The sequence below is a fragment of the Bacillus sp. HY001 genome (assembly GCF_007558965.1).
Classification (GTDB): Bacteria; Bacillota; Bacilli; order Bacillales; family Bacillaceae_G; genus Bacillus_A; species Bacillus_A mobilis.
Genome location: NZ_VLTE01000005.1, coordinates 65,769 through 87,619 on the forward strand (window position 1 = coordinate 65,769; position 21,851 = coordinate 87,619).

General features: G+C 34.4%; 43 protein-coding genes. 3 read left to right on the plus strand and 40 right to left on the minus strand.

Going from position 1 to position 21,851, the window contains the following annotated elements; translation table 11 throughout:
* Positions 1-15 precede the first annotated feature (15 nt).
* From gp17 to FOT98_RS02995, 35 genes are all read right to left on the minus strand, one after another.
* Positions 16-378 carry a tail completion protein gp17 gene (gene gp17 / locus FOT98_RS02845; RefSeq protein WP_144290941.1) on the minus strand — a complete coding sequence of 121 codons (363 nt, stop codon included), beginning with the start codon at positions 376-378 and terminating at the stop codon, positions 16-18.
* Positions 375-812: an HK97-gp10 family putative phage morphogenesis protein gene (locus FOT98_RS02850; RefSeq protein ID WP_144290942.1), complete on the minus strand. Its 438-nt coding sequence runs from the start codon at positions 810-812 to the stop codon at positions 375-377. The genes gp17 and FOT98_RS02850 overlap by 4 nt, the downstream gene beginning before the upstream one ends.
* Positions 800-1,174 carry a phage head closure protein gene (locus tag FOT98_RS02855; protein WP_144290943.1) on the minus strand — a complete coding sequence of 125 codons (375 nt, stop codon included), beginning with the start codon at positions 1,172-1,174 and terminating at the stop codon, positions 800-802. Before FOT98_RS02855 ends, FOT98_RS02850 begins: the two co-directional genes overlap by 13 nt.
* A gap of 1 nt (position 1,175) precedes the next feature.
* Positions 1,176-1,472: a hypothetical protein gene (locus tag FOT98_RS02860; RefSeq protein ID WP_144290944.1), complete on the minus strand. Its 297-nt coding sequence runs from the start codon at positions 1,470-1,472 to the stop codon at positions 1,176-1,178.
* A gap of 5 nt (positions 1,473-1,477) precedes the next feature.
* Complete coding sequence (locus tag FOT98_RS02865; RefSeq protein WP_000122841.1) at positions 1,478-1,660, minus strand: hypothetical protein; 183 nt, start codon at positions 1,658-1,660, stop codon at positions 1,478-1,480.
* A gap of 19 nt (positions 1,661-1,679) precedes the next feature.
* On the minus strand, positions 1,680-2,837 hold the full coding sequence (locus FOT98_RS02870) for a phage major capsid protein (protein WP_000234861.1): 1,158 nt from the start codon (positions 2,835-2,837) through the stop codon (positions 1,680-1,682).
* Between the two features lie 19 nt (positions 2,838-2,856).
* Positions 2,857-3,612: a head maturation protease, ClpP-related gene (locus tag FOT98_RS02875; protein WP_000812149.1), complete on the minus strand. Its 756-nt coding sequence runs from the start codon at positions 3,610-3,612 to the stop codon at positions 2,857-2,859.
* On the minus strand, positions 3,593-4,759 hold the full coding sequence (locus FOT98_RS02880) for a phage portal protein (RefSeq protein WP_144290945.1): 1,167 nt from the start codon (positions 4,757-4,759) through the stop codon (positions 3,593-3,595). The genes FOT98_RS02875 and FOT98_RS02880 overlap by 20 nt, the downstream gene beginning before the upstream one ends.
* A gap of 8 nt (positions 4,760-4,767) precedes the next feature.
* Positions 4,768-6,426 (minus strand): terminase TerL endonuclease subunit, encoded by a 1,659-nt coding sequence (locus tag FOT98_RS02885; protein WP_144290946.1) that lies wholly within the window; start codon positions 6,424-6,426, stop codon positions 4,768-4,770.
* Entirely contained in the window at positions 6,423-6,758 is a 336-nt protein-coding gene (locus tag FOT98_RS02890; protein ID WP_144290947.1) for a P27 family phage terminase small subunit, read from the minus strand. Before FOT98_RS02890 ends, FOT98_RS02885 begins: the two co-directional genes overlap by 4 nt.
* 150 nt (positions 6,759-6,908) lie before the next feature.
* A complete protein-coding gene (locus FOT98_RS02895) occupies positions 6,909-7,244 on the minus strand; it encodes an HNH endonuclease (RefSeq protein ID WP_144290948.1) in 336 nt (111 codons plus the stop codon).
* Positions 7,241-7,501, minus strand: coding sequence for a hypothetical protein (locus FOT98_RS02900; RefSeq protein WP_260850904.1), 261 nt, complete (start codon positions 7,499-7,501; stop codon positions 7,241-7,243). The genes FOT98_RS02895 and FOT98_RS02900 overlap by 4 nt, the downstream gene beginning before the upstream one ends.
* A 1-nt stretch (position 7,502) precedes the next feature.
* On the minus strand, positions 7,503-7,670 hold the full coding sequence (locus FOT98_RS32205; protein WP_186292091.1) for a hypothetical protein: 168 nt from the start codon (positions 7,668-7,670) through the stop codon (positions 7,503-7,505).
* 412 nt (positions 7,671-8,082) lie between these two features.
* Entirely contained in the window at positions 8,083-8,376 is a 294-nt protein-coding gene (locus FOT98_RS02905) for a hypothetical protein (protein ID WP_144290949.1), read from the minus strand.
* Positions 8,377-8,576: 200 nt separating this feature from the next.
* Entirely contained in the window at positions 8,577-9,119 is a 543-nt protein-coding gene (locus tag FOT98_RS02910) for a site-specific integrase (protein WP_144290950.1), read from the minus strand.
* 2 nt (positions 9,120-9,121) lie between these two features.
* Positions 9,122-9,601 (minus strand): ArpU family phage packaging/lysis transcriptional regulator, encoded by a 480-nt coding sequence (locus tag FOT98_RS02915; RefSeq protein ID WP_144290951.1) that lies wholly within the window; start codon positions 9,599-9,601, stop codon positions 9,122-9,124.
* 27 nt (positions 9,602-9,628) lie between these two features.
* Positions 9,629-9,799, minus strand: a complete 171-nt coding sequence (locus tag FOT98_RS32210) for a hypothetical protein (RefSeq protein WP_097952076.1) — start codon at positions 9,797-9,799, stop codon at positions 9,629-9,631.
* Between the two features lie 108 nt (positions 9,800-9,907).
* The gene (locus tag FOT98_RS02920; RefSeq protein WP_260850906.1) at positions 9,908-10,105 is read right to left on the minus strand and encodes a hypothetical protein; all 198 of its coding nucleotides are present in this window, start codon (positions 10,103-10,105) and stop codon (positions 9,908-9,910) included.
* A gap of 20 nt (positions 10,106-10,125) precedes the next feature.
* A complete protein-coding gene (locus FOT98_RS02925; RefSeq protein ID WP_144290952.1) occupies positions 10,126-10,248 on the minus strand; it encodes a DUF3983 domain-containing protein in 123 nt (40 codons plus the stop codon).
* A gap of 24 nt (positions 10,249-10,272) precedes the next feature.
* Entirely contained in the window at positions 10,273-10,638 is a 366-nt protein-coding gene (locus tag FOT98_RS02930) for a YopX family protein (protein ID WP_260850907.1), read from the minus strand.
* A 139-nt stretch (positions 10,639-10,777) separates the two neighbouring features.
* A complete protein-coding gene (locus FOT98_RS02935) occupies positions 10,778-10,990 on the minus strand; it encodes a hypothetical protein (RefSeq protein ID WP_144290953.1) in 213 nt (70 codons plus the stop codon).
* A gap of 36 nt (positions 10,991-11,026) precedes the next feature.
* On the minus strand, positions 11,027-11,227 hold the full coding sequence (locus FOT98_RS02940) for a cupin domain-containing protein (RefSeq protein ID WP_260850908.1): 201 nt from the start codon (positions 11,225-11,227) through the stop codon (positions 11,027-11,029).
* A 27-nt stretch (positions 11,228-11,254) separates the two neighbouring features.
* On the minus strand, positions 11,255-11,926 hold the full coding sequence (locus FOT98_RS02945; protein ID WP_144290955.1) for a ferredoxin: 672 nt from the start codon (positions 11,924-11,926) through the stop codon (positions 11,255-11,257).
* Positions 11,927-12,356: 430 nt separating this feature from the next.
* The gene (locus FOT98_RS02950) at positions 12,357-12,764 is read right to left on the minus strand and encodes a hypothetical protein (RefSeq protein WP_144290956.1); all 408 of its coding nucleotides are present in this window, start codon (positions 12,762-12,764) and stop codon (positions 12,357-12,359) included.
* 39 nt (positions 12,765-12,803) lie between these two features.
* Complete coding sequence (locus FOT98_RS02955) at positions 12,804-13,286, minus strand: nucleoside triphosphate pyrophosphohydrolase family protein (RefSeq protein WP_144290957.1); 483 nt, start codon at positions 13,284-13,286, stop codon at positions 12,804-12,806.
* A gap of 15 nt (positions 13,287-13,301) precedes the next feature.
* A complete protein-coding gene (locus FOT98_RS02960) occupies positions 13,302-13,721 on the minus strand; it encodes a hypothetical protein (protein ID WP_144290958.1) in 420 nt (139 codons plus the stop codon).
* An 11-nt stretch (positions 13,722-13,732) separates the two neighbouring features.
* Positions 13,733-13,987, minus strand: coding sequence for a hypothetical protein (locus FOT98_RS02965; protein WP_144290959.1), 255 nt, complete (start codon positions 13,985-13,987; stop codon positions 13,733-13,735).
* Between the two features lie 14 nt (positions 13,988-14,001).
* Positions 14,002-14,175, minus strand: coding sequence for a DUF3954 domain-containing protein (locus FOT98_RS02970; protein ID WP_000805172.1), 174 nt, complete (start codon positions 14,173-14,175; stop codon positions 14,002-14,004).
* A 24-nt stretch (positions 14,176-14,199) separates the two neighbouring features.
* Entirely contained in the window at positions 14,200-14,394 is a 195-nt protein-coding gene (locus FOT98_RS02975; RefSeq protein WP_144290960.1) for a hypothetical protein, read from the minus strand.
* Positions 14,395-14,406: 12 nt separating this feature from the next.
* Positions 14,407-15,321, minus strand: coding sequence for a P-loop NTPase family protein (locus tag FOT98_RS02980; RefSeq protein WP_144290961.1), 915 nt, complete (start codon positions 15,319-15,321; stop codon positions 14,407-14,409).
* Positions 15,322-15,335: 14 nt separating this feature from the next.
* The gene (locus FOT98_RS02985; protein WP_144290962.1) at positions 15,336-16,202 is read right to left on the minus strand and encodes a phage replisome organizer N-terminal domain-containing protein; all 867 of its coding nucleotides are present in this window, start codon (positions 16,200-16,202) and stop codon (positions 15,336-15,338) included.
* Positions 16,203-16,207: 5 nt separating this feature from the next.
* Positions 16,208-16,384 (minus strand): hypothetical protein, encoded by a 177-nt coding sequence (locus FOT98_RS32215; RefSeq protein ID WP_103102561.1) that lies wholly within the window; start codon positions 16,382-16,384, stop codon positions 16,208-16,210.
* Between the two features lie 29 nt (positions 16,385-16,413).
* On the minus strand, positions 16,414-16,578 hold the full coding sequence (locus FOT98_RS32220; protein WP_163258083.1) for a hypothetical protein: 165 nt from the start codon (positions 16,576-16,578) through the stop codon (positions 16,414-16,416).
* Positions 16,579-16,634: 56 nt separating this feature from the next.
* On the minus strand, positions 16,635-16,835 hold the full coding sequence (locus tag FOT98_RS02990) for a helix-turn-helix domain-containing protein (protein ID WP_098498842.1): 201 nt from the start codon (positions 16,833-16,835) through the stop codon (positions 16,635-16,637).
* 110 nt (positions 16,836-16,945) lie between these two features.
* Positions 16,946-17,140: a helix-turn-helix domain-containing protein gene (locus FOT98_RS02995; RefSeq protein WP_000935434.1), complete on the minus strand. Its 195-nt coding sequence runs from the start codon at positions 17,138-17,140 to the stop codon at positions 16,946-16,948.
* Positions 17,141-17,308: 168 nt separating this feature from the next.
* On the opposite strand from FOT98_RS02995, the gene FOT98_RS03000 reads away from it, so the two are divergent.
* On the plus strand, positions 17,309-17,665 hold the full coding sequence (locus FOT98_RS03000; protein ID WP_144290963.1) for a helix-turn-helix domain-containing protein: 357 nt from the start codon (positions 17,309-17,311) through the stop codon (positions 17,663-17,665).
* Here the strand turns inward: FOT98_RS03000 and FOT98_RS03005 are convergent.
* The 3 genes from FOT98_RS03005 to FOT98_RS03015 form a co-directional block, all read right to left on the minus strand.
* Positions 17,662-17,844 (minus strand): hypothetical protein, encoded by a 183-nt coding sequence (locus FOT98_RS03005; protein WP_000908626.1) that lies wholly within the window; start codon positions 17,842-17,844, stop codon positions 17,662-17,664. The two genes, FOT98_RS03000 and FOT98_RS03005, sit on opposite strands and share 4 nt — an antisense overlap.
* Before the next feature lie 148 nt (positions 17,845-17,992).
* Entirely contained in the window at positions 17,993-18,127 is a 135-nt protein-coding gene (locus FOT98_RS03010) for an ABC transporter ATP-binding protein (RefSeq protein ID WP_144290964.1), read from the minus strand.
* Between the two features lies 1 nt (position 18,128).
* The gene (locus FOT98_RS03015; RefSeq protein WP_144290965.1) at positions 18,129-19,274 is read right to left on the minus strand and encodes an AimR family lysis-lysogeny pheromone receptor; all 1,146 of its coding nucleotides are present in this window, start codon (positions 19,272-19,274) and stop codon (positions 18,129-18,131) included.
* A gap of 427 nt (positions 19,275-19,701) precedes the next feature.
* Here FOT98_RS03015 and FOT98_RS03020 point away from each other — a divergent pair, with 427 nt between their 5' ends.
* Positions 19,702-20,046 (plus strand): helix-turn-helix domain-containing protein, encoded by a 345-nt coding sequence (locus FOT98_RS03020; protein WP_144290966.1) that lies wholly within the window; start codon positions 19,702-19,704, stop codon positions 20,044-20,046.
* Between the two features lie 90 nt (positions 20,047-20,136).
* Here FOT98_RS03020 and FOT98_RS03025 read toward each other — a convergent pair whose 3' ends face one another.
* On the minus strand, positions 20,137-20,316 hold the full coding sequence (locus FOT98_RS03025) for a hypothetical protein (RefSeq protein WP_144290967.1): 180 nt from the start codon (positions 20,314-20,316) through the stop codon (positions 20,137-20,139).
* A gap of 21 nt (positions 20,317-20,337) precedes the next feature.
* Positions 20,338-20,487 carry a hypothetical protein gene (locus FOT98_RS32225; protein ID WP_163258082.1) on the minus strand — a complete coding sequence of 50 codons (150 nt, stop codon included), beginning with the start codon at positions 20,485-20,487 and terminating at the stop codon, positions 20,338-20,340.
* A 161-nt stretch (positions 20,488-20,648) separates the two neighbouring features.
* Here FOT98_RS32225 and FOT98_RS03030 point away from each other — a divergent pair, with 161 nt between their 5' ends.
* Complete coding sequence (locus FOT98_RS03030) at positions 20,649-21,779, plus strand: site-specific integrase (RefSeq protein ID WP_098946785.1); 1,131 nt, start codon at positions 20,649-20,651, stop codon at positions 21,777-21,779.
* The last annotated feature ends 72 nt before the right edge of the window (positions 21,780-21,851 follow it).

The window sequence follows — 21,851 nt, forward strand, 5'->3', positions numbered from 1 at the left end:
ATTTCATTTTCCTCCTCAGTTCATAATTTCCGTTACAAAACGAAAACCATATCTATAAATTTTTGTATCCATTTCATAATCTGGAAATGTGCTAACACGCTGAAAAGACAGCTTTTTCATAGCTGCCTGAACTGCGTTTTTTAGTTGTGTTTTGATTGGTGACATTGACCATATATCTACTTGATATATAACATTTGTGGTTTTCTCTTCATTCTCCGCATACACTCCGGGAGAACTATTTAATTCAGAAAATGTAATCCATATATCCGTTTTGCCATTACCTTTGACAAATTGATATATAAATTCTCCACCCAATTCAGAAAGAATAACTATGTCTGTACGTAAAACGTCAAATACTTCTTTATTTAAATTTCTCATCGCCCTGTAATCCAACGCATAAATTCTCGCTCCATCTCTTGCAATGCTTCTTTTTCACTTTGAATTAATGTTTTTTCTGCGAATCCTTTATGTGGTGGGTTTGGATTTTTACTTGTTCCCCAGTTTTGGAATTTCATATAAAAATGTGGAGAATTGTCAGCTTTATCCCACCCAACCTCAATAGAATATGAATTCCCTTTTTTTACAACTTTCCCTAATTTAATAGCATATTTTGCATGTTTTCCATCTCGCCACGGTTGCTTTTGTGTTGGTTTTTGAACCTCTGGACCAACAGGGGCATTTCTCTCAAGATTCTTTTCAAACACCTTTGCACCAGCTTGTAAAGATTTCCTTGTAATCTTTGGCACATCTTGTCCTAACTGTTCCAAGTCACGAATCCATTCTTCTATACCGAAAACTTCTAATTCTGCCAATTCGATCGCTCCTCACAAATAAGGCACATTTCCTTATGTTGTTCGTCGATATCAATAACTGACTTAATCTCGTATAACTTCCCATCATACCTTACACGCATCGCTGAATTAACGCCTTCTTGATATCGAATTGTAAAGTTTATTAGTTTAATAACAAACTCTGCATTCCCTTGAAATATCTCTGATTTAAAGCCGGAACCAAATGGTGTTTTAGGGTCTGCCCATACTGCAGCAAACTCTTTCCATTCAGCCGGGAGTGTATTACCTTCTCCATCCTTAGTTTCGGATGTTTTATACTCAAGAATGATACGTTTGTTCAACCTTGCTGCGTTTAATGGTCGCTTGTATCTGAAAGGTTGCATATTACTCACCACTCAATACAATTTCTTCTAATGCTTTTTCGATACTAAGACTATTAATTTGACTTAAAAAGTTCTCATTAAAATACTCAAGTGCATCGTTATAGACATAACGAGAGCGCTCAAAAACTAATTCTTTGAACGCTTCATCATTATTTATGTCATATGATCCACATATTCTTGTTAATTCTTGATTAGATGCAGAAAGGATACGTTTTAGGTTCTCATCTTCATCGTCCCCTAAGCGCATCCTTTCCTTAAATTGAATTAAAATTTCAGGTGAAATAGTTGTGATGCTCATTTACATCACTCCTCTTTTTCTTTCTCTTCTTGAATAAAAACACATTTGTGTGTTTGATGTTCTTTCGACAATTCATTTAATCTTTTTTTAGGTGGTTTATAATCACTTTTGGGATATTTTTCGCCTATTTGATATAGTAGATCATTATCCTCTTTATCTCTAAATGCATTAATTACTACATAGGACATAGTTTATTCACCTTCCTAATTAAACTGTTGGAGCTTTAGGGACGAAAGAAATATTTAAATCATAAACAAGTGCCGCTTTATTATCCTTTGGCTTACCATTAGCAAATTGTTTAATTGTGTAAAGTGTAGCATCTTCAATCGCTAGAGTTTGATCAAACTTTTTAAGTTTGTATCCACCAGCAATTGCTGCAAGATATTGACCTTTCACAAAGAATAATGCTTTACCAACTGGTACTTCCTCAGATTCCGCAGTTTGAATGTTATAAGGTAATGCCATCACCCATTGACCATTAGCAGTTTGGATTGTATTACGCGCTTGCACACCGATAGCATCCACAGGATTGACAACCATTACAATATTATTTAATACTTTTCGTGACTTCCCTTTTGCATCAGTGGATAAAGATTTTACTACTCCATAAAGCTCTCCAGCCACCACTTCGCCAAATTCAGAAGGAGCAAATGTTAATGTGCCAGATGATGTTTTATTAGTAACCGCGCCTGTAGATGGATTTACATCTTTCATTAAACCAACAGGTTGATGCGCAACAGCACCACCACCATTTACAAAACCAAACTCTAAGCCGACAGAATAAGATTCTACTAATAAAGTTCGAACATAACGTTCAACCCATTCTGGACCAAGCTCTAACATGTCGTTTGGAATAGCTGCAAATGCAGTTAATTTAAGTTGGCCAATTTGTTCTGATCTAAATGCCGCATTAATTTGTCCTTTGATCTCGCCAAATAATTCGCCCCATGCATACGCTTTTGTTGCATCAGAGTAGATGAACTTCGTTACCGCGCCTAAATCTTGTAGACCTAAAGCATCAAGTAATGGATGTTCTTTAACTAAATCTTCAAATACACGTTCTTGTGTAGTTACTGGAAGAATAGAACCGTCTTTGAATCCACCGTCTTGTACAACTGCATTAAAGAATTTCGTTTCTGCTGCCGTTAATACATTTTGACCGCGTTGTTGAAGAATAGAACGATCTAGCATTTCATCATTTACTTGATTACGAACTGTATTAATTACGTCCGTTTGCATTGCATCAAAGAAATTTTCAAAAGCAGTTGATTGTTCCTGTTCTGTACTTTCAGCGTTTGTTAAAGCATCCGTTAATTTTGCTTTGGCCGTATTAAATGCTTCAGATTTATTAAATTTAATAACCATTCTGTATTTCCCCCAATTTTTATAATTTTAAAAAGAGCCCTTTAATCCCACTGTTTTTTACAGGTGTAGGACTAGGCTCTTTTGGTTGATTCTTATACTGATTTAATTCATTTTGCATTGATTGCATTTGAGCTTTTAATTGTGCAAGCTCCTCATTTGTGTTATCTTCCACAGTTGTCGCGGTAGAAGTAGCAAAACCGATTTCTACTGATTCGTTTGCACTAAACCATGTCTCTTCATTTACCATATTACGAATTTCTTCTCGCTCAACATTTGCACGAGTCATGTAAATGTCAATGATTCCATCTTCTAATTTCTCAAGCATATCAGCTTCTTTTCGCATAAGTGTTTTACTGCCCCACACAATCGTCGAAGCCTCATGAATCATCATCATTGAACCTGCTCCCATGATTAACTCATCTGCTGCCATAGCAATAATAGAAGCCGCAGAACAAGCCCATCCATCTACATGAATTGTAACCTTTCCTTTGTGTGACTTTAGACGATTATAGATAGCAATTCCGTCAAAGGCACTACCTCCTGGAGAGTTAAGATGAATAATTACATTATTATTTCCAGCTTCTTTTAAAGCACTGTCGACATCTGTTGCCGAAGTAGAATCCCACCACCATGATTCACCAATGTCGCCATAAATGGTTAATTCACTTATTCCACTTTCATCATCGTGAACAACAGCAAAATTATGTGGGATGTTCGCTAACTGCTCATTATACTTTTGATTTTTAAATCCGAATTTACGTTTCATCTGCTTCATTTTTATTCTCACCTCCTTCAGTTCCATCTAATTTTGTATAGTTTTTCGTAATATGATGTGTATTTAAGTTAGGATCATCCGAAACTTCATATCCTACTTCTAATCGAACCTCATTCCCTGTAAATGCACTTGAAGAAATGAGTTTATCAATACTTGTCGCAAGATCAAATATACTTTGATACGAAACAGCTTTAACTTCAACTTTTTTTCCTTCAAGGTACTCATTCATTTCAAAGAATTTAACGTTTGTTTCATCTGAAATCTTTTTTAATAAAGGTTTCACTGTGAAAAGCATGTAATTCTTCGTTTGCTTCTCTACATCAGCCATTTCTCCATACAACAAAGCTGTAGGGATTCCGATTGCCATTGCGACTTGATTTAGAAAACCATTCGTTACTTTATTGATTTCATCCACACTTTGACCAGAGTTTCCACCGCCCGATGTTTCGGCATATTTGAATCCTGGTTGTTGTGGAATGATAGCAATGTCTTTTTCTCCAATCGCTTTATACATGTTATCAATGAATTCTTGCAATTTTGATTGGTGTTCTTTACTCTTTGCAGCAAGCATGTCCATATCAACTGTTCCGCGAATTTGATTTTTACGCTTTTGAGAACTTAATATCCTTCCGAATAAGTCGCCATAATCAGCAAAAAGACCATCGATAAGTGGTGATAATTTATCATTCCGATATCTTAAATGAATGACCTCACTTTGTTTAAAGATTCTCTTAAACTGATAATCTTTTACTGTGACATTTGTAAAAGTATCTTCAAACACAGCGTATTCATTATGTTCAAAGTCATCCGCAATAAGTAGATCACCATCATCAGCTTGTATAATTAAAGCTTCATTATCATAAATGAGCTTGTAAATATACTTTTCCCAAAAGGTACTTGCTGTCATATTCTTATTCGGCCTAACGTTTAATCGGTAATAAAGCTCGTCCTTTTCAAATGTTCCACCGTTTTTCACTCTAAATTCTGATTGGCTAATTGTTCTTCCTAAAAAGGATATACACGTATCAATCACTAGCCGTTTCATGTGAACTCTATTTGCTTTTTCAATAAACGTTTCTACATCAAACATAAATCCTAGTTCACTATTTCTTTTAAAAACTGCATCTAACCATCCAATGGTTATCACCCCCTTTATTAAAACTTAATGCTATCTAGCATAAAGTCGAATTCATCCACAAGAATGTTATCCGCTTGCCATAATGCATGTATGAAAGCTTGAAATCCATCCGTTTTTCTTTTGAATTCATCTTTTTTCAAATACTCCTTGTTGCCGTCTTTCTTGATGTGGACGTAAACGTTATTGGTGTACCAACGCATTAATGGATTATTACCATAGATAATGTGACTGTTTGCAAATAAAGTTTCAACTCGTGGAGCTAATAAAGAATGAATGGCTTTTGGATTACGAATATATAGCAAAGTGAATCCTTCAGCTTCAAGAGCTGTTTTAACCAGATCCAGACGGAATGTATCAGCTACTATTGTATTAACCCCGTATAACTCACGCATTCTTACAAACCAATTTACAATATGAGAAATATTAATAACCGGTTCATCTAAAATAGTTAGCAACCCTTGTTCTTCCCATTCTTTAATAGGTACTTTTAATGTCACTTTATCTAAAAATCCTTTCCGTACAAAGGAATGCGATTTCCAAATATAATCATCACCATGTTTAAACAGTAGACCGACCGATGCAAAATCTTTGATACTAGCGAAGTCGAGTCCGCCCACAGCTGTTTTATGTCTTAAATCTGGAATTTCTCTAATTGTTACTCCATCTTCTTCAAAACCAGTACGCATAATTTCTTCCCATGGAGCAACAGACTTTGTTAGATCTGTTTCAGGATAATTCATACGTTTTGTCATGAATTCTTCTCGGTTTGATGGATTATTCGCCAACTGTTTATATTGAGTTAATACCTTTTTAAATAACCCTTTAGCATATGGGCTTCTTGGCTCGCTAAACATTGGATTGGCTTTTTCCCACATATCAGGATTATTTACTTCTTCTGGATCATCAATCTTGCAAATGAACGGAAATAAAGGATCGTCTAATTCTTCACCTTTCAGAATGTTCATTGCTCGTTCTTTCATCTTGTCCAAGAATCCATCACGTACAAATCCATCTGTTCCAATAAAAAATTCTCTAGCATTCGGTACTTTTCCAAGTCCACTAGAGAATACATTTACAACATCAAAATTTTCATATTGATGTATTTCATCATAAATAACACAACCGTCGCGAAGTCCATCTTTTGAACTAGCGTTAGATGTATGATATTGCATAATGCTTTTCGTATCATTACCTGCTATTTCAACTTTAGTGCGGTAAAACATATCTTCTAATATTTCATCACTTTCAATAGCATCATAGACTTCACGGAATGATACTTTTGCTTGCTTTTCATTATTGGCTACAATCGAAACATTATATCGATTTATTCCATGTAATGGGCTAATAAAGAAATGGCACAACGATGAAATTAGACCGTTTTTACCACCACCACGAGACATCATATATAGAAATTGTTCATAAAAAATCGAATCATCTGCTTTATAAAACAGAAATACAAATGCGGTAGCAAACTTCTGAAAAAGTTGTAATTTAAAATAAAATTTCTCTGTGAATTTTATATAATCTTCGTGCATTTCAGTATCAAAATATAAATCATCACGAGTTAATATATATTTCTCCAGGTACTCAATTAGCATTATGCGCTCTTTATTTAGCTTAATTTTCCCTGTACGATACATTTCAATATATTCACTGACATATTTATTTTGAATCATGTCAAGTCTTTCGCAGAGCGCTTAGGTTTTGAAGATGTTTTCTGTTCTTCAGCCGATGCTTCCAAGCCAAGTGCATCTAAAACCTTTATCATTCGGTCATTAGTTTTATGTAAATCAGTAATAGAAGGATTGGATTTTGGACCATGCATGCCAGATACTTTTATTCCTATTTCTTCAATGTCATCAAAAAGAACACACTTTAAATCCCACAATGATAAATAGTCTTGAATCAAGTCTACATAATGATTACCTACAATCTTTTTTTCTTTTAATTGATTTATTAAATCCTTTTCAATTCTTTTTCTCATTGTTTCACGCTTAACTTTAGCCACAACATCCCCTCCCTTCTGATTTACTCTATTTTCCAATTTAATATAACGCGCGAATTTGCTTATGAATTTAGAAAATCGACCCCCTCCCCGGTGCTGAGTTCCCCAGATTTCTTTAAAATATTTTAAGGGGGGGTATTATTTCAAATTGTTTTACCACTTTTCATCGTTTTCCCATTTATTCGGTTTCTTTTCAAAGAATCTTCCGTGTTCTTTGTTGTGGCAATCCACACAGACTGTTTCTAAGTTATCTTTTTCTAATGCAAGTTTTGGATGATGTTCGAGTTCTTTTATATGATGGACTACGAGTTGAATCTTCTTACGTTTTGCCTTCTCACTGTACTCATCGGTATCTGTTTGCACTCGGCCATTGCGCTTACACTCTTGACATTCATAGTTGTCACGCTTCTTTACTTGCTCGCGTATACTCTTCCACTCACCACTATCATAGAACTTACGCTTTTGTTGTTTGGTTTTATATTCTTTCATAGCCGATGAAGTTCTTCCCGTTCTTCCACAATAGGATGATTATGCTGAATGACCTTGGTGTTACCACGCACTTCGTCTGGCTCTACATGTTCGATATGAATGTATGTCATATCTGTACGCTTATCTGTGTTCGTAGCCCAATCAACACTCACACGAATCTTATTGTCTATCGGCTTACCCTTGTACTGAACTACTGGAACTGAATCTATATCTGACAATGTAATGGCTAATAATGGTTTCTCCTTCTCCATCCTCATCTCACTCCTTGTTTTCTCTAATTGCTTTCAGCTGTTCCATTTCTTTTAATACTAACTTATCTATGTCACTCGCCTCGTGGACTTCCTTAGCTTCCATACAAGCTTTCATGATACATAAAGCAATCATCATTCCCGTACTGTATCCAATAAAGAAGCTTAACCAAGTCATCCTTCATCCTCCTCTAAAATAAAAAGCACCCGAATGGATGCTTTACTATGGATTGCTTATTTGTTTTTTCATTACGGTATGTGAAGTTTTATCTTTCTTTCAGCTAACAACCACGACAGACACTATTGGCAAACTTATCAGGTTTCCCTCATTCCATCTACCTAGGATGTTGTTAGCTCAAAGAAGAGCAAAAACTCTCCTCTTTATTAACGGTACATTCAATCTTTGCCATCTGCTGGTTTCGGATTTTATTATGCCGCTAATACGGATCGTTTAGAAATTTAGAAATTCGGAAACAACATAGTGAGTTGTGTTTTCCGCCACTTCTCACAATACAAATATATCACGTTAACTCCAAAACAACCGGCACATTTCCTGCCAAAAAGCGGTCACGACTCTGCCACTATTTTTATTAATTATTAAATCCTTCTAATTTACCTGATCCCTTTAATTCAACTGAATCATTCACTACCCTTTTAACCATTACACTACCTGATAGCCCATTCATATACTCAGCAGAAAAAGAAATGTTCAAATGCTCTTTGTTTCTGATTGCTCGAACGAATACATTAATTTGTTCTACCTCATCTACTTCTAAGCTCCAACTTACAGATCCACCACTATGTACATATAAGTAAGCTCTATCAAAATGAATCTCTTCATCTAATCCTTGAACTAATATTTTTTTTACAATATAGGTTGTCATCTTTTCACCTCCTTATTAATTAATTCTAACAAATCATACTATTAGATTAATAGTATGACTTACCCATATCTTATATTGTGTGTAACTGACCCCTTCGCCAAATCCCTTGCTATCATTGACTTTATAACACTTTCCCTTTTGAGTTACACAGTACGAAATTTATGAGTAACTGTATGTCTGTAAAAAGAAAAAAGCAATGATTAGATTTTAAACCTAGTCATTGCTTTATCCATTGCATCTTGATTTACCCCTATATAACGTAATGTGACCTTCTCTGACGAGTGATTGAATATCTCCATGAGTAATGCTATGTTTTTAGTTTGCATGTACATATGATACCCGTACGTCTTTCTAAGCGTATGTGTGCCTATTTCATCTAATCCAAACTCTTCCGCTGCACCACTTAATATCTTATATGCCATGCTACGACCAATAGGACGATTCCTACCTTGTCTACTTTGTAATAGGTACTCATTATCTTCTCTTTCTTCAATAAACCATTTAAGTTCTCTTTTCAGTGCTGCAGTAATTTGTATTCGTTTCTGTTTCCCTGTTTTCTTTTCCCTCATAGATATATGACTGCCCTTGACATCCACTACTTTCAATTTTAAAATATCCGAGATTCTCAGGCCTGTATTGATTCCCATAATAAAGAGAATGTAATTACGTAAGCTCTTTTCCTTAAAATAGTCTTTCAACTGCTGTATTTCTTCTGGATTACGTATAGGTTGAACAAAATTCATTATTAATTCCCTCCAGTTTCTTCAGTTTCATAAACTTCTAATCTAAGAGCAAAAGCCAGTTTATAAAATACTCTAGCTTTAACACGTCGATACGTACGCTCACTCATGCCAATTTCGTTATATACCATATAGTCACATACATCTTCATCTTCTAAATAACGCTTAATGATGATGTTTCTTTGATCCTTTCCTGCACGTCCATTACCCAAACGACTAAGAAACTGGTCAATACGAAATGAATTTTGCTTAATCAACTCTTCTCGTTCACTTTGCTGTATATTAGCCATCGCTACATCTTCTAATGGATTTCCTACATCATTTGTAGGTCCGTGATATCTAATTTCATAAGAAGGAGTGACTTTCATTTCTTCACGCATCATTCCAAACTGTCTATATAAACGTACACTTTCAAGAACACCTTCTAATTTTTTCTGCGTTGCTGCTCTATCGATTTTTGGTAAAAATGATAATTGTTCAGTCATGTAAGACCACTCCTTTTTATTTTTAGATTACTTTTGTCTTAGTGCTCCACGCCTACGTTCATAACGTGGTCCATGAATCCCCATTAAACCTTCAATGTCACGAGTACTTAACTTCTCTTTTCGTTTTTTCTTAGTTTTCTTTTTTGCTTGATTCGATTGCTTTTTCCACTCACGTAACTGATCCTTTAGCCCCTTCATTTCCCCATCTCCCTTTTCAAAATAAAAAAGGACACCTATTCCTAAAACAGCTTTAATTGCCGCTTTAATGAATTGGTGTCCTCTAGTTTTCTAGCCGGACGATATCTTTTATTTCTTGGATTCCTCAATCATCTTTATAATCTGTTCATTTCTTTCGAATTCCCATTCTGCTAAACCTTCATGTACAAATCCACATGCATCGCAAACTTCGCGTCTTCCGAAAGTTATATCATCAATTTCAATCTTAACTGACTCATCCTCACCACAAATATCACAATTATAAGGTTCTAAATCAATCACAGTCATAATCCCCTTTATTTAAGTTTTTATTTTAAAATACCAGCTTGTACAAAGATGTTTCTCCAAGCCTTTGCAACTTGATATTTATCAACATCCTTTGCACGTCGAGCAATGGCTTTTCTAATTTTTCTTTTCTTCAAAGCTTTCATTCTGCTAACCTCGCTTTAAAAGGATTATTTTGTTGAGTTTTCATCTTCGTAAATGTTCCCGATTATTTCAAGGCTACGACTCATATTTTGATACCACTCTGAACCATCTTCAATCGTTGTAACTGCAATGAATTGGCATCTTTTTCCGTCCCAAATGACTTTATATTCTTCTCCAAAGGCATTCTTTACAATGTCTCCCTCATAAATTTCATTTGCCCTAGAATCTAGTACACCTGTATATTGACCTACAGATTCAGGAATTACTTCTTCTTCACAATAGAAACACTCTCTGTCTTCGTAAATAATCCTATGCATATCATTTGTAAAAACATAATATCCATAATGCCATTGTCCTTCTTCATCTTTTCCTCGACACTTAATTTCTCTCATTTCACTTACCCCCTGAATAAAACTCAATATTCCGTCAATAATATAGATAGGCGATAGCCAAAACCCATTTAATGAAGTCCCTAGTCTTTCTCCTAGTTCCCCCTTGGAGAACCGAGCAGTTAGCTTTTGCTGGCTGCTCTTATTTATTGTTTGGTTTAAACCATCCTTTTTCTTTTGCTTCATCCATTAACTTTCCTATCGTGATATCTGTTTTCCCTAATATATTTTCTATAGTTTTATTAACTGTCCATATCTGTGATTCGCTTAATCCACGTAATGGCGCATCGATCATAGACATTGATAAACTCAAAATATTCTTTTTAAGTTGTTCAAGCTGCTCTCTTTCTTCCATATCCATTCCTCTTTTCTACAAAATGAAATTTTTGTATTAATCTTCATCATCCAAAAGAATTAATCTGAGGCAGTTTACGCTGTTCAAACGCTTTTTATCGTAAGAAGGTGTAAGCATATATCTAAGCCAAGCTAAGCTTTTATTCGTCCCTTTACTGATTTCTAAAATAGTTCCATCTACCAAAAACTGTTCCCCTTTATAAAGAGCATATATACGTTCATTCCACGGAATTTTCATATCCATCCCCCTATGTTTTTTCAGTTTTTACGCATCATCTAAGCTCTTATCACGTTGCATATTCATTTTTAATAACTCTTTGTACTCTATCCGTTCTTTCCTTGCATACTCTCTCATATCGTAATATTCCGGACTAAAACCACACTCTTCACAAATACAATCTACAATACTTTCAAACTCTTCTTCCGCATCACAAAAGTTACCCTCACTCATATTAAGAAGAATATCTACTCTATTTTTCTTCTCTAAATTTAAAGGTGATGATAACCATTCATCTGCACCGCAGCAAGGACAAGTAACAACATATTTCTTTTCTATAACCTCATTTTCTAAAAGGAACTGTTCAAGCTTGTCTACTTCTTTGGTATATCGTCCTAAATAAGGTAAATAGTTACCTACTCTAAAACGAACTAGCTCTTTGTCGAGTTCAATCTTCTTTTCTTCTGTCATAAAATCAATATTCTTCAATATAGGAAAACGGTGTACCCCTAACAGTTGTGGAAATTCTTCTACTTTCATTTCTTCTGTCAACTTTCCGATTTCATAAGCTACGCTACGTAATTCCACATCATACAAATCACTTTTAAATTCATTTAGTTCATGACGGTTAAACTGTTTTCGCAGATCATCTAATGAAATGCTATTTAGAAATTCATTAAACTCCTTGTATTTCGCTAATACCTGTTCTCTTATATCCATCTATAACTCTCCCTTTCTCCCAAATAGCGTTTTTGTTAAACATTTTTTCACTCTTTATGAAAAAATACATATACTATTTGAGTGCACATGTATTCAGCTTACAAATTAGGCCTTGTGAGCTGACACCTATTTAAAGGGCGCATTTATATATGTGCTCTTTTACTTAAATTTGTTTTCACATTTAAACCGGACAAGCATATATTATTGTATGGAAATCCTCCAGGCATAGAGATCTACCTTTCAAGGAGCATACTTATTAGTGTGCTCTTTTCATTTGCTACTAAATAACTATTTTGTTTTAAAACAAAACTGCTCCGCCCCATAATCCTAAAATAAAGAACAAAACTGCTACGGTAGCTATTAATCCACAAATGGTGTTAAATGTTTTCAAATCCAATCTTTTTCCTCGCTTTCCGCCAAAATAACGCTTTTAATAAAAACCAGTTGAAACAACAACTGTCGGTTCTACAGCTACTTTTATTATCTTTCTATAATATCTTTCTCCGTCGATCTCAATCGATGTTCTTCTTGCTCCCTTATATAGTGTATTTAAACGTTTAAAATCACTTTCAGAAATTAATTTCCATACAAGTACGTCCTCCATCGAATCTTCAAGATTCCTAGTATCATGACGCTCCCATTGCCAAAACATTTCCGATAGCCATTCATCTAAATCAGAATGTGTTGTAAAAATGTACGCTTCATCACCGCATGTATCTTTTGTAAAAACAAAATAATAATCGATTAATGATGAACTACCCTTTCCTTCACGTTTGACGAATTCTTTAAAGGCTTCCCAATTACTTTTTAGTCCGCCCGTATCTAAATTTCTCACCATTCTATTCCCCTCCGTTTTATACAAAATTCAAATTCGGTCTTACTTCACATCGACACGTGCTTGACTTGCTTCTCGACTAAACCCATCCGGATATCTTTTAGCTAATTTTGCAATATTCATTTCAGCAATATCTTGTAACGTATATCCCAGTTCGTGCGCCATAATTGATACATAATACATAATGTCCCCTAGCTCTAAAGCTAATTTATGAGTATTTCCATCCTCTTCTCCTGGGCCATGCGATGGTTGAAATCCATGACCATGATAAATTGCTTTTTTTACAATATCGGCAACTTCACCAGCTTCTCCTGTAAGCCCTAAAGCTGCATTTGAAACGCGTCCTCCAAAATCAGTTTTGTTATTCCAAGTACGTAATGTTGCTTCCTGATAATCATTTAATTCACCGATCGACAAGATACTTGCAATCTGCAAAACTGTAGCTTCTTTTATAACCTGCTCACCTTTTCTTGCTTCACTAATTAATTTTGTTGCTTCCAATACACCGTTTTCCATAACTTTCATTTTCATCTACTCCTCTTAACTAATATTTTTATTTTTAGACTTAGCTGGTGTTGTAGCTGCTTTCATCGGGTCCCATCCATAACTCAATCTAGATCTGAAAGTACTTACACTTATGCCATTAGATTCAGCAATCTTAACAAGTTCCTTCCTGTCAATTTGTTCACGCGTCGGAATACTTGCTGCATCTTTAGGGTCCCAACCATTATTTACCCTGCTATAAAAAGTACTTGAATTAACTCCATTTTCTTCAGCTAATTTTAGCCATTTATTGTGTTTTCCCTCGCCCATATGCCAATATGTTCTTGGTGGTGTAGTTAATGCTTCTTGTAATTCCCAACCGTATCTGTACATCCTCATGTAAAGGACTCTTCTACTAATACCGTTTAATTCAGCTTGCTGATATTCCTCATCAGTTAACCAACGATTGAAATCCATCACTTTTCCTCCTAATCCAGTGCCAGAAATTCAGCTCTGGTACGATTCGAATGAATTACCCTAATCTTCTGAATACCTTTTCCATGCTCTTCTATTGTTGCGTTCCAAGCTTCGGTTTCAGTCTTAGCATCAAAGCAATCCATCTTTTGCCGTTCCTCTTTATCATAGAAATGTACTTCATAGCTTGGATTCAAAAACTTTTCACTGGTACTTATCGCATTGTAGTCGAAACTACCTACAACATCATCAATAGTTAATTGTTTCATAATCGCATCCCCAGTTATTTAATTTTTTCAGTGATTGTAGTTGATACACGATCAACTTTCCCGCCTTGCCAAGTAATTATTTGTTCTCCAAATCCAGTTGCTGGAGGATTCAGCGGAGTAACCTCACCATTTTTAACCACATAAATTTTATTATCCGTAACATCGATTTCAACTTTCGTAGGCTTCATACGACTGAAATCCTCCTTTTCTTGTTAACTAGCTTTTTGTTGTTTGCTTCTTTCTAACTCTTGTTTCATTGATTCAAATTTGATTAACCATGCTTGCCAACGCTTATCGTTGTCTTCTTGCTGCTGTATTGCCACTTCACAATTACAACCTTTTGTTTCAATCACACCTGGATAAGTTTCTTTACGAATAATTCCTGTATCATGACATAATACACACATGCTTATTCCTCCTTAGAAACCAATATCTAAATTTAAAATTCTTTTATCTGTTGTTGTTTTAAACACGATTGTTTCATCTTTTGATACTCCATTTAACAACCTACTCGCTAATTTCGGATCATACTTTTGAAATAGCTGTTTGCTTGATAAATTTGATGTAGTAATTGTTGTTTTGTTTGCTCCTTGCCGCCCATTAGCAACACCGTAAAGTATTTTATGAACAAAATCGCTCGCTTCTCCGTTTCTATTCATAGAGCCACTTTCAGCTCCTAAATCATCAATAACCAGAAAATCTGCATCGACCATCAAACTAATACAATAATCCATCGTGTATTTTGATTCCTTATTTCGAAATGAGTCTTGTATTAAACGAATTAGTTTCTCTATCTCTACAAACAAGCAACTTTTCATTTCCTTAAATGCGTATTCATCGTTAAGTGCTTCCCCATCAGAGATTGTCCAATAGTGTCTTACTAATTCGTATAGCATCGCATAAGCTAAATGGCTTTTCCCTACACCTTGAATCCCTGCAATATAAACATTTAAGGTTTCACCTTTTTTGATACGCTCTAAAATCGCTAGAGCTTTTTTCTTATTTGCTTTAGTTTCCAGGCAATCTGTTTCGTATGATTCTAGCCTTGATTCTGTAATTGATTGATTTTCAATAACACTATGTTTAAAAAGAAGATTCTTCTGCCGTTCTCTATTTATCTTCTTATAGTAATTGTTAGCTTGTTGAAATAAGATTGAATCTTGTTGCTCCACTTTGCATCTCGGGCAATAAATTGAACCATCATTTTTATCAATCATCTTTCTTACTGGCTTTACAGTTACTTGTCCACCTTTACTAAATGTATGGCTTTCGCAATATTCATCTGCAAATTCTAATACCGCTATCTTTTCAAATGATTTCTGCATTTTTTGCATTTCCGTTCACCTCGTTAAAATGGCATGTTTCCTTTAAACCCTGGAATATCTATGTGATTACCGTATTGTTGTTGATTTGATTGAGATTTGCTAACTGTTTCATTCAAATAATTATCAAAATGTTTTTGAGCGAATAATGTACTTGGTCTCAAATACCGATCAAGTGGTTTATTATCTCTATCAAACTTCCCAAGCCATTGTGATACTTTGTTATTAATAACGGTTTTAAAATTATCAACTGTATATCCTTCATTCCATCTGGCTCTGATTAGTTTTCTATGTGCTTCTGCTTTATGGTTAAAGTTCTTTTCTGCTTTTTCATTCAAGTATTCTAAGATTTCTTGATAAGGAATTGGAACTTTTGTATCTGATTCGTCAGAAGAAGATGTATTAATTATTTCTAATTCTTTTTCTTTATCTAATTCTTTATCTTCTTCTATATCTGTTGCGTGACCTCGCGTGATTGTCTCGTGACCGTCACGTGACATCTCTAATTTAAGTTTTTCTCTCTGTTTTTGTTTGCGTAATCGATTTTGTTCACGGATTTTTTCTAATCCATCAACGTTTTGGTGTTTTTCCCAATTTGAAATACAAATGTACTGGTCCTCTGTTATCTCAATCATTCCGAATTGCTGAAATGTTTGAAGTGCTAACCTTACTGTCGCAATCGGTCTATTGAATAGAGTTGCGAGCATTTCATCCGAATAAGGAATGTTTTTACTAAGAAAAATGTACCCACTTGCATTTGTTTTCCCAGCCTGTGCCAATAATCTAATCCATATAATTAATAAGGTGTCAGCTTCAGGCATGCTCTCAATTAAACGTATTTTTTCATCCTCAAACATACTTGTTGAAAGTTTTATCCATTTAACTTCTGCCATTATATTTACCTCCTCGTACAAACTGCCACATATGCTTGTCCACTTTTGGTAATTCGTTGAATTTCATAATACGGATACCCAACCTTGAAATACTGTTCAATCATTTGATTTAAATCTTCTTTGCTTTTTGCTAAATCCCAAAACTTATTAGGTAATAGCACTTGATATTCAATTAAATCCATGTACTATTTCCCTACTTTCCGTGATATACTTATAACAGCTTATTTTTTTCAAAGGACCCACTGCCATGGGTCTTTTTATTTTGTTTTACGTCACTCCAAGCCCATCGCTTTATTGGTTCGTAAGTAATGTAAAGTAGCAATATACTAAATGCGATAAAAATTGCGAATGCTACTAACGATTTTGTATCTTCCACTAAATCACCTCCTTATTTATCAAACGGTAATTTTATCGAAAATCCGAAATTAAATTTTAACTAGCATTTGCCCCCACCTTTTGTGCTTCCACCCATTTAAGAAAATCTTCCGCTTTAACACGTTTGCTTTTTCCGATTACGATTGTGGGAAAATCTTTTCTCTTCATAAGTGCATATGCAGCTGATCGAGAAATGTTTAAGAATTCTTGTACATCCTCCGCTTTCATCGAGAATGGTAGTTGCTTGATTTGGTACATGCTTTTCACTCTAATCATTTTTTAAAAATATAAATATGGATACACTATCATGTAGTGTCGCCCTTAACTTGTAGTCTCCAGGGCGACTTTAATTGTAAAAAAAAACTCAATCACTTTATTAAATCACTAATTGGTACACCATAAAGCTCTGAAAGTTTTTTTAATTTCTCTACTGATAAACCTGATTCGCCTTTTTCTACATTATGATATGAACGTTTAAATTTTAGACCTAAAGCTTTTGAAACATAGTCTAAAGAGTGTCCATTTTCTTGTCGTAAAGATTTAATTCTTTGTGTATTTAGCATTTTAAGTCACCACCTTCAACTTCTAAACTTAGTATAACCAAAAGTAGCCCTTAAGGCAACATTTTATTTTTAAAAATTTATTTTTTATTTTTGCGTTGCCAATAGGGCTACTGATTGATACATTTAAACTAGATACTTTTTTACAAGTAGCGGGAAAGGATGTTATAGATGAATATCATAGGGGAGAGAATATTTGAGTTAAGAAAAGAAAAGAAGCTAACTCAAGAAAAAATTGGCGAAAACATTGGTGTTAGCAAGCAAACTGTTTCTAAATATGAAAAAGGGACGAAAATCCCTTCACGTGAGAACATTGAAAAATTAGCTGATTTCTTCAATGTACCCACTGACTTTTTGTTAGGGAAAAGTGATAGCACCATTAAAAGCAGCAATAATATAAAAGAAATATTTGGAAGTGACGAATTACATTGGGATGGAAGAAAACTGTCTCCTGACGAGATCGAAAGTGTCAAAGCACTTTTAGAAGTAGCTATCCAAAGAATGTTAAAACAAGAAAAAAAGGATTAGCATGAGGCTAGTCCTTTTTTTGGTTCCATTAACTGTATGACTTCACTTAATTCATTATCAGTAATGAATCCTTGTTTATGTATTTCTTCTAAAGCATGAAGAGTATCATTTTCTGAGACTTTATCCCCCAATAAATATTTAATCATGGATTTTATTTTATCTTCGCCACTTATTAACAATACGAACTCCTCCATCCCAATAACTATGTGATTCTTTTAACAAACTGTGCATTTTTGTAACATATTTCAAAAATGCATATCCCCTAAAAAGCACTCAAGACGCTACTTTTTAGTAGCGTCTTGAAAAATATTTTTTAATTTTTATTTTCTAATGAGTTCCTGGATCAACCATGAAATATGTTGTTTCTGCATTACTTGAATGCACTTGTGAAGTATCTTTATTTTGTTCAACTGCTCCTAGTAACCCTAAAACACATACCATTGTAAGAATAATTTTTTTCAACCTACTTCACTCCCTCTTTAATTAAAACACGTGTAATTAAATTTGAATAGAATACATTTCCATTATTCGCAAATTTTTCTAAGGCCTCTTTAAGAATCATTATATCATTTCTATCTACAAAAAATAAATAATATAATTTAAATGCCGACAAAGTTTTTCCTTGTTTTTTTAAATCTTCAAAATAAGCTCTAGCTTTAACACCGGACCCAAATTTAGCATCAAAGAAAGCTTTTTCTGCTTCACCTACAAAATCCCAATCTATATCATCTAAATTTATTCCGTATTCGATTCGTAAAAAAGCTAATGTGCCATGTACTGCACGATACAATTTACTATAAGCAGTAATTCCTAATCTTTTTATTAACTTTAAACTTTCCAAAAAGTACATTTCCGCCTGCAAAGGGTTTTCAAATATAAAAGACTCACCTAAGCAACTCAACGCTTTGGCCTTTATAACTGAATCTTCCGGAGCCGATTTTATAATGCTATTACAAATGTCCCTGCATTCTTTTATTTTATTGCTAAACAAATTAATATGAGCTTTTCGATCATCATGTTGCAAATCCAAATGTTTTTTTATAAATGCATTTTCTACTAGAGGTAAGTTTTGATCAATTTTTTTAGAATACGGGACCATAGCCATGAAATTACTACTGTCATATAGAGCAAATCCATGTAACATGTCTACTATTATTTGATAGTCAACATTTTTAGAGTAGGATAATTCATCTAATTTTCGTTGCAATCCTTCTCCTTCTAACTTACTTAAATTTCTTTGATTGTATAAATCATACAAATGTAGATGTTTGTTTATTTTTCCTTTTTTATCACTGTTAATATGTTTTTTTATTAACTTTTTCATTAATTGATACTCACCGACTGTTTGACAATAGGACAGTGCCTTTTTTATGTTTAAATCACTCTCACAAACCAATATAAATTCTCTAATTTTCTTTCTACGTTCTGTCCAGTTTGGGTACAAGTCGGGAGCAATTAATAAGAATGACTCTAACTTCATTTCTTTAATTTTCCCATTTAATATCCTATTAAGATTAGTTCTATCAATTTCTGCTTTTTTAGCTAATGTACCAACGTCCAACTTAAGATAATTGATATGTTCTTGTAAGTTCATGATAAAGCTCTTCATTCTAAAATTCCCTCCTATATCAGAACCCAAAACACATCCCTTATTTCTCAATAGGAAAATGAACCACAATTCTCTTTACGCTTACGAAGTATGATATACTATGTACTGACTCATGGAAACTTTTCCCTATCTAGGCTAGGGTGAAATGTTATAGATGTGTGGCCTCACATCTATAACACCGTGGGTCTTTTTTTATTAAATTTAGTTTATCATAAGATTTAGAATGTTCGTTCTGATTATGGTCAAATCATGTTGAGAAAGTTTTTTAAAAAAAGTCTATTTTTTCATTAAGAATATTTTACCACCGAAAGAACATTTGTTCTATATGTTTTTAAGTTAGTTGTCAATTTATGTGATATTTATTATTATACGGTCAAATTTCATGACATGTATAGTCTAAAAATTCTCATGTATTTATACTAAAACTATGAATACATTTGGAGAAAATTTAAAAAAGTTTAGAGCAAGTCGTTCCCTTACTCAATCCGAGTTCGGTGAAAAAGTGCAATTAAGTCGTAGTCAGGTTGGCAATTTAGAAATTAACTATAATCAGCCTGATCTCGACACTTTGGATCGTATTGCATCATATCTAGGTGTATCTGTTGATGCTTTAATGGGTAGAACAACTACACCAAACGAGAAAAATATAGCAAATGCCCTCGATGAAATTCAAACGGTTTTCGCAGGCCTGGATGAATCTCAACGAGAGCAATTCTGTAAACAACTCGTTTTATATGCAAAGTTCCTTAAAACTCATAACGAGCTGTTATGAGTCGATTGTAGTAGAAAACATTTCCAATCGCAACGGTAAAAATTAACAAATTTTTATCAGCAAAAAAAGAGAGCGCTTAGCTCTCTTTTTTTATATTCCTGTGCCTGGATCTTTTGTGTATCCTCCACCTGCTCCAGGATCATACATACCCATTCCGCCACCTGGATCAGTTGTATACCCGCCACCAGGTCCTGGGTCGAAAATCCCCATTCCTGTACCTGGATCGGTAAGCACCTTTGAACCACCAGGGTCTTTTATGTAGCATTTCATAATCTCATTCTCCCCTTTCTTTTATATCCCTGTCCCCGGACCAGAAATCAGTTTCCATCCTGTCCCAGGATCTTCATTGCATTTCCAGCCACCACCGCCTGGTTCATTGTGCCAACCTACACCAGGGTCAGTAACTTTATGCCCACCAGGTTCTTTTGTGAATTCTCCCATTTTTATCCCCCTTTCTTTTTGTATATAAATATTGTAGCTCACTTGTTCTATATCTGTAAATTTCCTTTTACAGAAATTAGGCTTACATGCTATCATTTCTTATACCACTACCACATATCACAGCTTGTATCTAGAAAACGATTATGACGAGGTGAAAAATCATGGCATACTTTCGTAAACGTGGTGAGAAGTGGTCTTTTACCATGGATGTCGGCAAAGACCCTATCACAGGTAAACGGAAACAAATCACTAAAGGTGGTTTTAAAACAAAGAAAGCTGCTCAAGAAGAAGTGGCTAGAGTCACAAATGATTTAGCAAATGGAGAATATGAGAATAGTGATATTCGCTTTTCTCAGCTTGTAGAAATCTGGATGCAAGAGAAAGAATCATCATGTAGACCATCAACATTGTATCAATACAAACGCATTCTACGCTCACGTGTTATGCCTGAATTTAGTGAGAAGAGGTTATCGGATATAAAACCTCTAACTGTTCATAATTTTCATCAGAAGCTACTTAAAGAGGGTCTAACTACGAAATACATTTCATCCGTTGATGTTATGTTAAAGCAAATCCTTGATAAAGGCGTAGAACTAGAAATGATTAACTCTAATCCTGCTAAGAAAGCTAAACGGCCTAAAGTTAAAAAGAAGTCGCAAGCTAGTTGGACAGTTGAACAAGCCATGAAGTTTATGGAGTATGCAAGAATACAAGGAAGCTACTATATTGCGTTTGTTTTAGCTTTGCATACAGGTATGCGGATCGGAGAAGTATTAGCTTTACAGTGGGACGATATTAATTTCAAAAACAAGACTATTCATGTACAAAGAACATTAACGCTTGTGGATGGTAAGTATGAATTAGGTGAGACAAAAACTGAAGCATCTAATCGTATAATCCCGATGACGGAAGAATTAATGGAAGAGTTGTTAGAATATCAAAGTCATAAGAAGGAGAATTCTTTCGACTTATTAATTTGCACAAGAAATAGAAAAATCGTGCATCCATATACGATACGCTACCAAATGAAAGCTTTGTGCGAAGCAATTGACGTACCGTATATTAGATTCCACGATATCCGAAGAACGTTTACAACTATTTTAATCGATTCTGGCGCAAATGCAAAGGTTGTTTCAAAATTGCTTGGTCATACAAATGTTTCTACAACTTTAAATATTTATACTGATGTTTATGAAGAGCGTCAAATTGAAGTAACTGAAATGCTAGGAAATGTACTGAAAAGTGGTCAACGTGGTCAAAAAGTGGTCAATGAGGAAAAACAAGATGGTTAAACCCTGCGGTATAAGTGATATAATGCATTTATAGTGTAAGTTTTTTCTTTACACTATAATGAAGTCATCATA

Coding starts and splice junctions, on each gene's coding strand:
- gp17 (WP_144290941.1), bottom strand. CDS start 378: ATGAGAAATTTAAATAAAGAAGTATTTGACGTTTTACGTACAGACATA.
- FOT98_RS02855 (WP_144290943.1), bottom strand. CDS start 1,174: ATGCAACCTTTCAGATACAAGCGACCATTAAACGCAGCAAGGTTGAAC.
- FOT98_RS02860 (WP_144290944.1), bottom strand. CDS start 1,472: ATGAGCATCACAACTATTTCACCTGAAATTTTAATTCAATTTAAGGAA.
- FOT98_RS02865 (WP_000122841.1), bottom strand. CDS start 1,660: ATGTCCTATGTAGTAATTAATGCATTTAGAGATAAAGAGGATAATGAT.
- FOT98_RS02870 (WP_000234861.1), bottom strand. CDS start 2,837: ATGGTTATTAAATTTAATAAATCTGAAGCATTTAATACGGCCAAAGCA.
- FOT98_RS02875 (WP_000812149.1), bottom strand. CDS start 3,612: ATGAAGCAGATGAAACGTAAATTCGGATTTAAAAATCAAAAGTATAAT.
- FOT98_RS02885 (WP_144290946.1), bottom strand. CDS start 6,426: ATGATTCAAAATAAATATGTCAGTGAATATATTGAAATGTATCGTACA.
- FOT98_RS02895 (WP_144290948.1), bottom strand. CDS start 7,244: ATGAAAGAATATAAAACCAAACAACAAAAGCGTAAGTTCTATGATAGT.
- FOT98_RS02900 (WP_260850904.1), bottom strand. CDS start 7,501: ATGAGGATGGAGAAGGAGAAACCATTATTAGCCATTACATTGTCAGAT.
- FOT98_RS32205 (WP_186292091.1), bottom strand. CDS start 7,670: ATGACTTGGTTAAGCTTCTTTATTGGATACAGTACGGGAATGATGATT.
- FOT98_RS02905 (WP_144290949.1), bottom strand. CDS start 8,376: ATGACAACCTATATTGTAAAAAAAATATTAGTTCAAGGATTAGATGAA.
- FOT98_RS02910 (WP_144290950.1), bottom strand. CDS start 9,119: ATGAATTTTGTTCAACCTATACGTAATCCAGAAGAAATACAGCAGTTG.
- FOT98_RS02915 (WP_144290951.1), bottom strand. CDS start 9,601: ATGACTGAACAATTATCATTTTTACCAAAAATCGATAGAGCAGCAACG.
- FOT98_RS32210 (WP_097952076.1), bottom strand. CDS start 9,799: ATGAAGGGGCTAAAGGATCAGTTACGTGAGTGGAAAAAGCAATCGAAT.
- FOT98_RS02920 (WP_260850906.1), bottom strand. CDS start 10,105: ATGACTGTGATTGATTTAGAACCTTATAATTGTGATATTTGTGGTGAG.
- FOT98_RS02925 (WP_144290952.1), bottom strand. CDS start 10,248: ATGAAAGCTTTGAAGAAAAGAAAAATTAGAAAAGCCATTGCTCGACGT.
- FOT98_RS02930 (WP_260850907.1), bottom strand. CDS start 10,638: ATGAGAGAAATTAAGTGTCGAGGAAAAGATGAAGAAGGACAATGGCAT.
- FOT98_RS02935 (WP_144290953.1), bottom strand. CDS start 10,990: ATGGAAGAAAGAGAGCAGCTTGAACAACTTAAAAAGAATATTTTGAGT.
- FOT98_RS02940 (WP_260850908.1), bottom strand. CDS start 11,227: ATGAAAATTCCGTGGAATGAACGTATATATGCTCTTTATAAAGGGGAA.
- FOT98_RS02945 (WP_144290955.1), bottom strand. CDS start 11,926: ATGGATATAAGAGAACAGGTATTAGCGAAATACAAGGAGTTTAATGAA.
- FOT98_RS02950 (WP_144290956.1), bottom strand. CDS start 12,764: ATGGTGAGAAATTTAGATACGGGCGGACTAAAAAGTAATTGGGAAGCC.
- FOT98_RS02955 (WP_144290957.1), bottom strand. CDS start 13,286: ATGAAAGTTATGGAAAACGGTGTATTGGAAGCAACAAAATTAATTAGT.
- FOT98_RS02960 (WP_144290958.1), bottom strand. CDS start 13,721: ATGGATTTCAATCGTTGGTTAACTGATGAGGAATATCAGCAAGCTGAA.
- FOT98_RS02965 (WP_144290959.1), bottom strand. CDS start 13,987: ATGAAACAATTAACTATTGATGATGTTGTAGGTAGTTTCGACTACAAT.
- FOT98_RS02970 (WP_000805172.1), bottom strand. CDS start 14,175: ATGAAGCCTACGAAAGTTGAAATCGATGTTACGGATAATAAAATTTAT.
- FOT98_RS02975 (WP_144290960.1), bottom strand. CDS start 14,394: ATGTGTGTATTATGTCATGATACAGGAATTATTCGTAAAGAAACTTAT.
- FOT98_RS02980 (WP_144290961.1), bottom strand. CDS start 15,321: ATGCAAAAAATGCAGAAATCATTTGAAAAGATAGCGGTATTAGAATTT.
- FOT98_RS02985 (WP_144290962.1), bottom strand. CDS start 16,202: ATGGCAGAAGTTAAATGGATAAAACTTTCAACAAGTATGTTTGAGGAT.
- FOT98_RS32215 (WP_103102561.1), bottom strand. CDS start 16,384: ATGGATTTAATTGAATATCAAGTGCTATTACCTAATAAGTTTTGGGAT.
- FOT98_RS02990 (WP_098498842.1), bottom strand. CDS start 16,835: ATGTACCAAATCAAGCAACTACCATTCTCGATGAAAGCGGAGGATGTA.
- FOT98_RS02995 (WP_000935434.1), bottom strand. CDS start 17,140: ATGCTAAATACACAAAGAATTAAATCTTTACGACAAGAAAATGGACAC.
- FOT98_RS03000 (WP_144290963.1), top strand. CDS start 17,309: ATGAATATCATAGGGGAGAGAATATTTGAGTTAAGAAAAGAAAAGAAG.
- FOT98_RS03015 (WP_144290965.1), bottom strand. CDS start 19,274: ATGAAGAGCTTTATCATGAACTTACAAGAACATATCAATTATCTTAAG.
- FOT98_RS03020 (WP_144290966.1), top strand. CDS start 19,702: ATGAATACATTTGGAGAAAATTTAAAAAAGTTTAGAGCAAGTCGTTCC.
- FOT98_RS03025 (WP_144290967.1), bottom strand. CDS start 20,316: ATGAAATGCTACATAAAAGACCCTGGTGGTTCAAAGGTGCTTACCGAT.
- FOT98_RS32225 (WP_163258082.1), bottom strand. CDS start 20,487: ATGGGAGAATTCACAAAAGAACCTGGTGGGCATAAAGTTACTGACCCT.
- FOT98_RS03030 (WP_098946785.1), top strand. CDS start 20,649: ATGGCATACTTTCGTAAACGTGGTGAGAAGTGGTCTTTTACCATGGAT.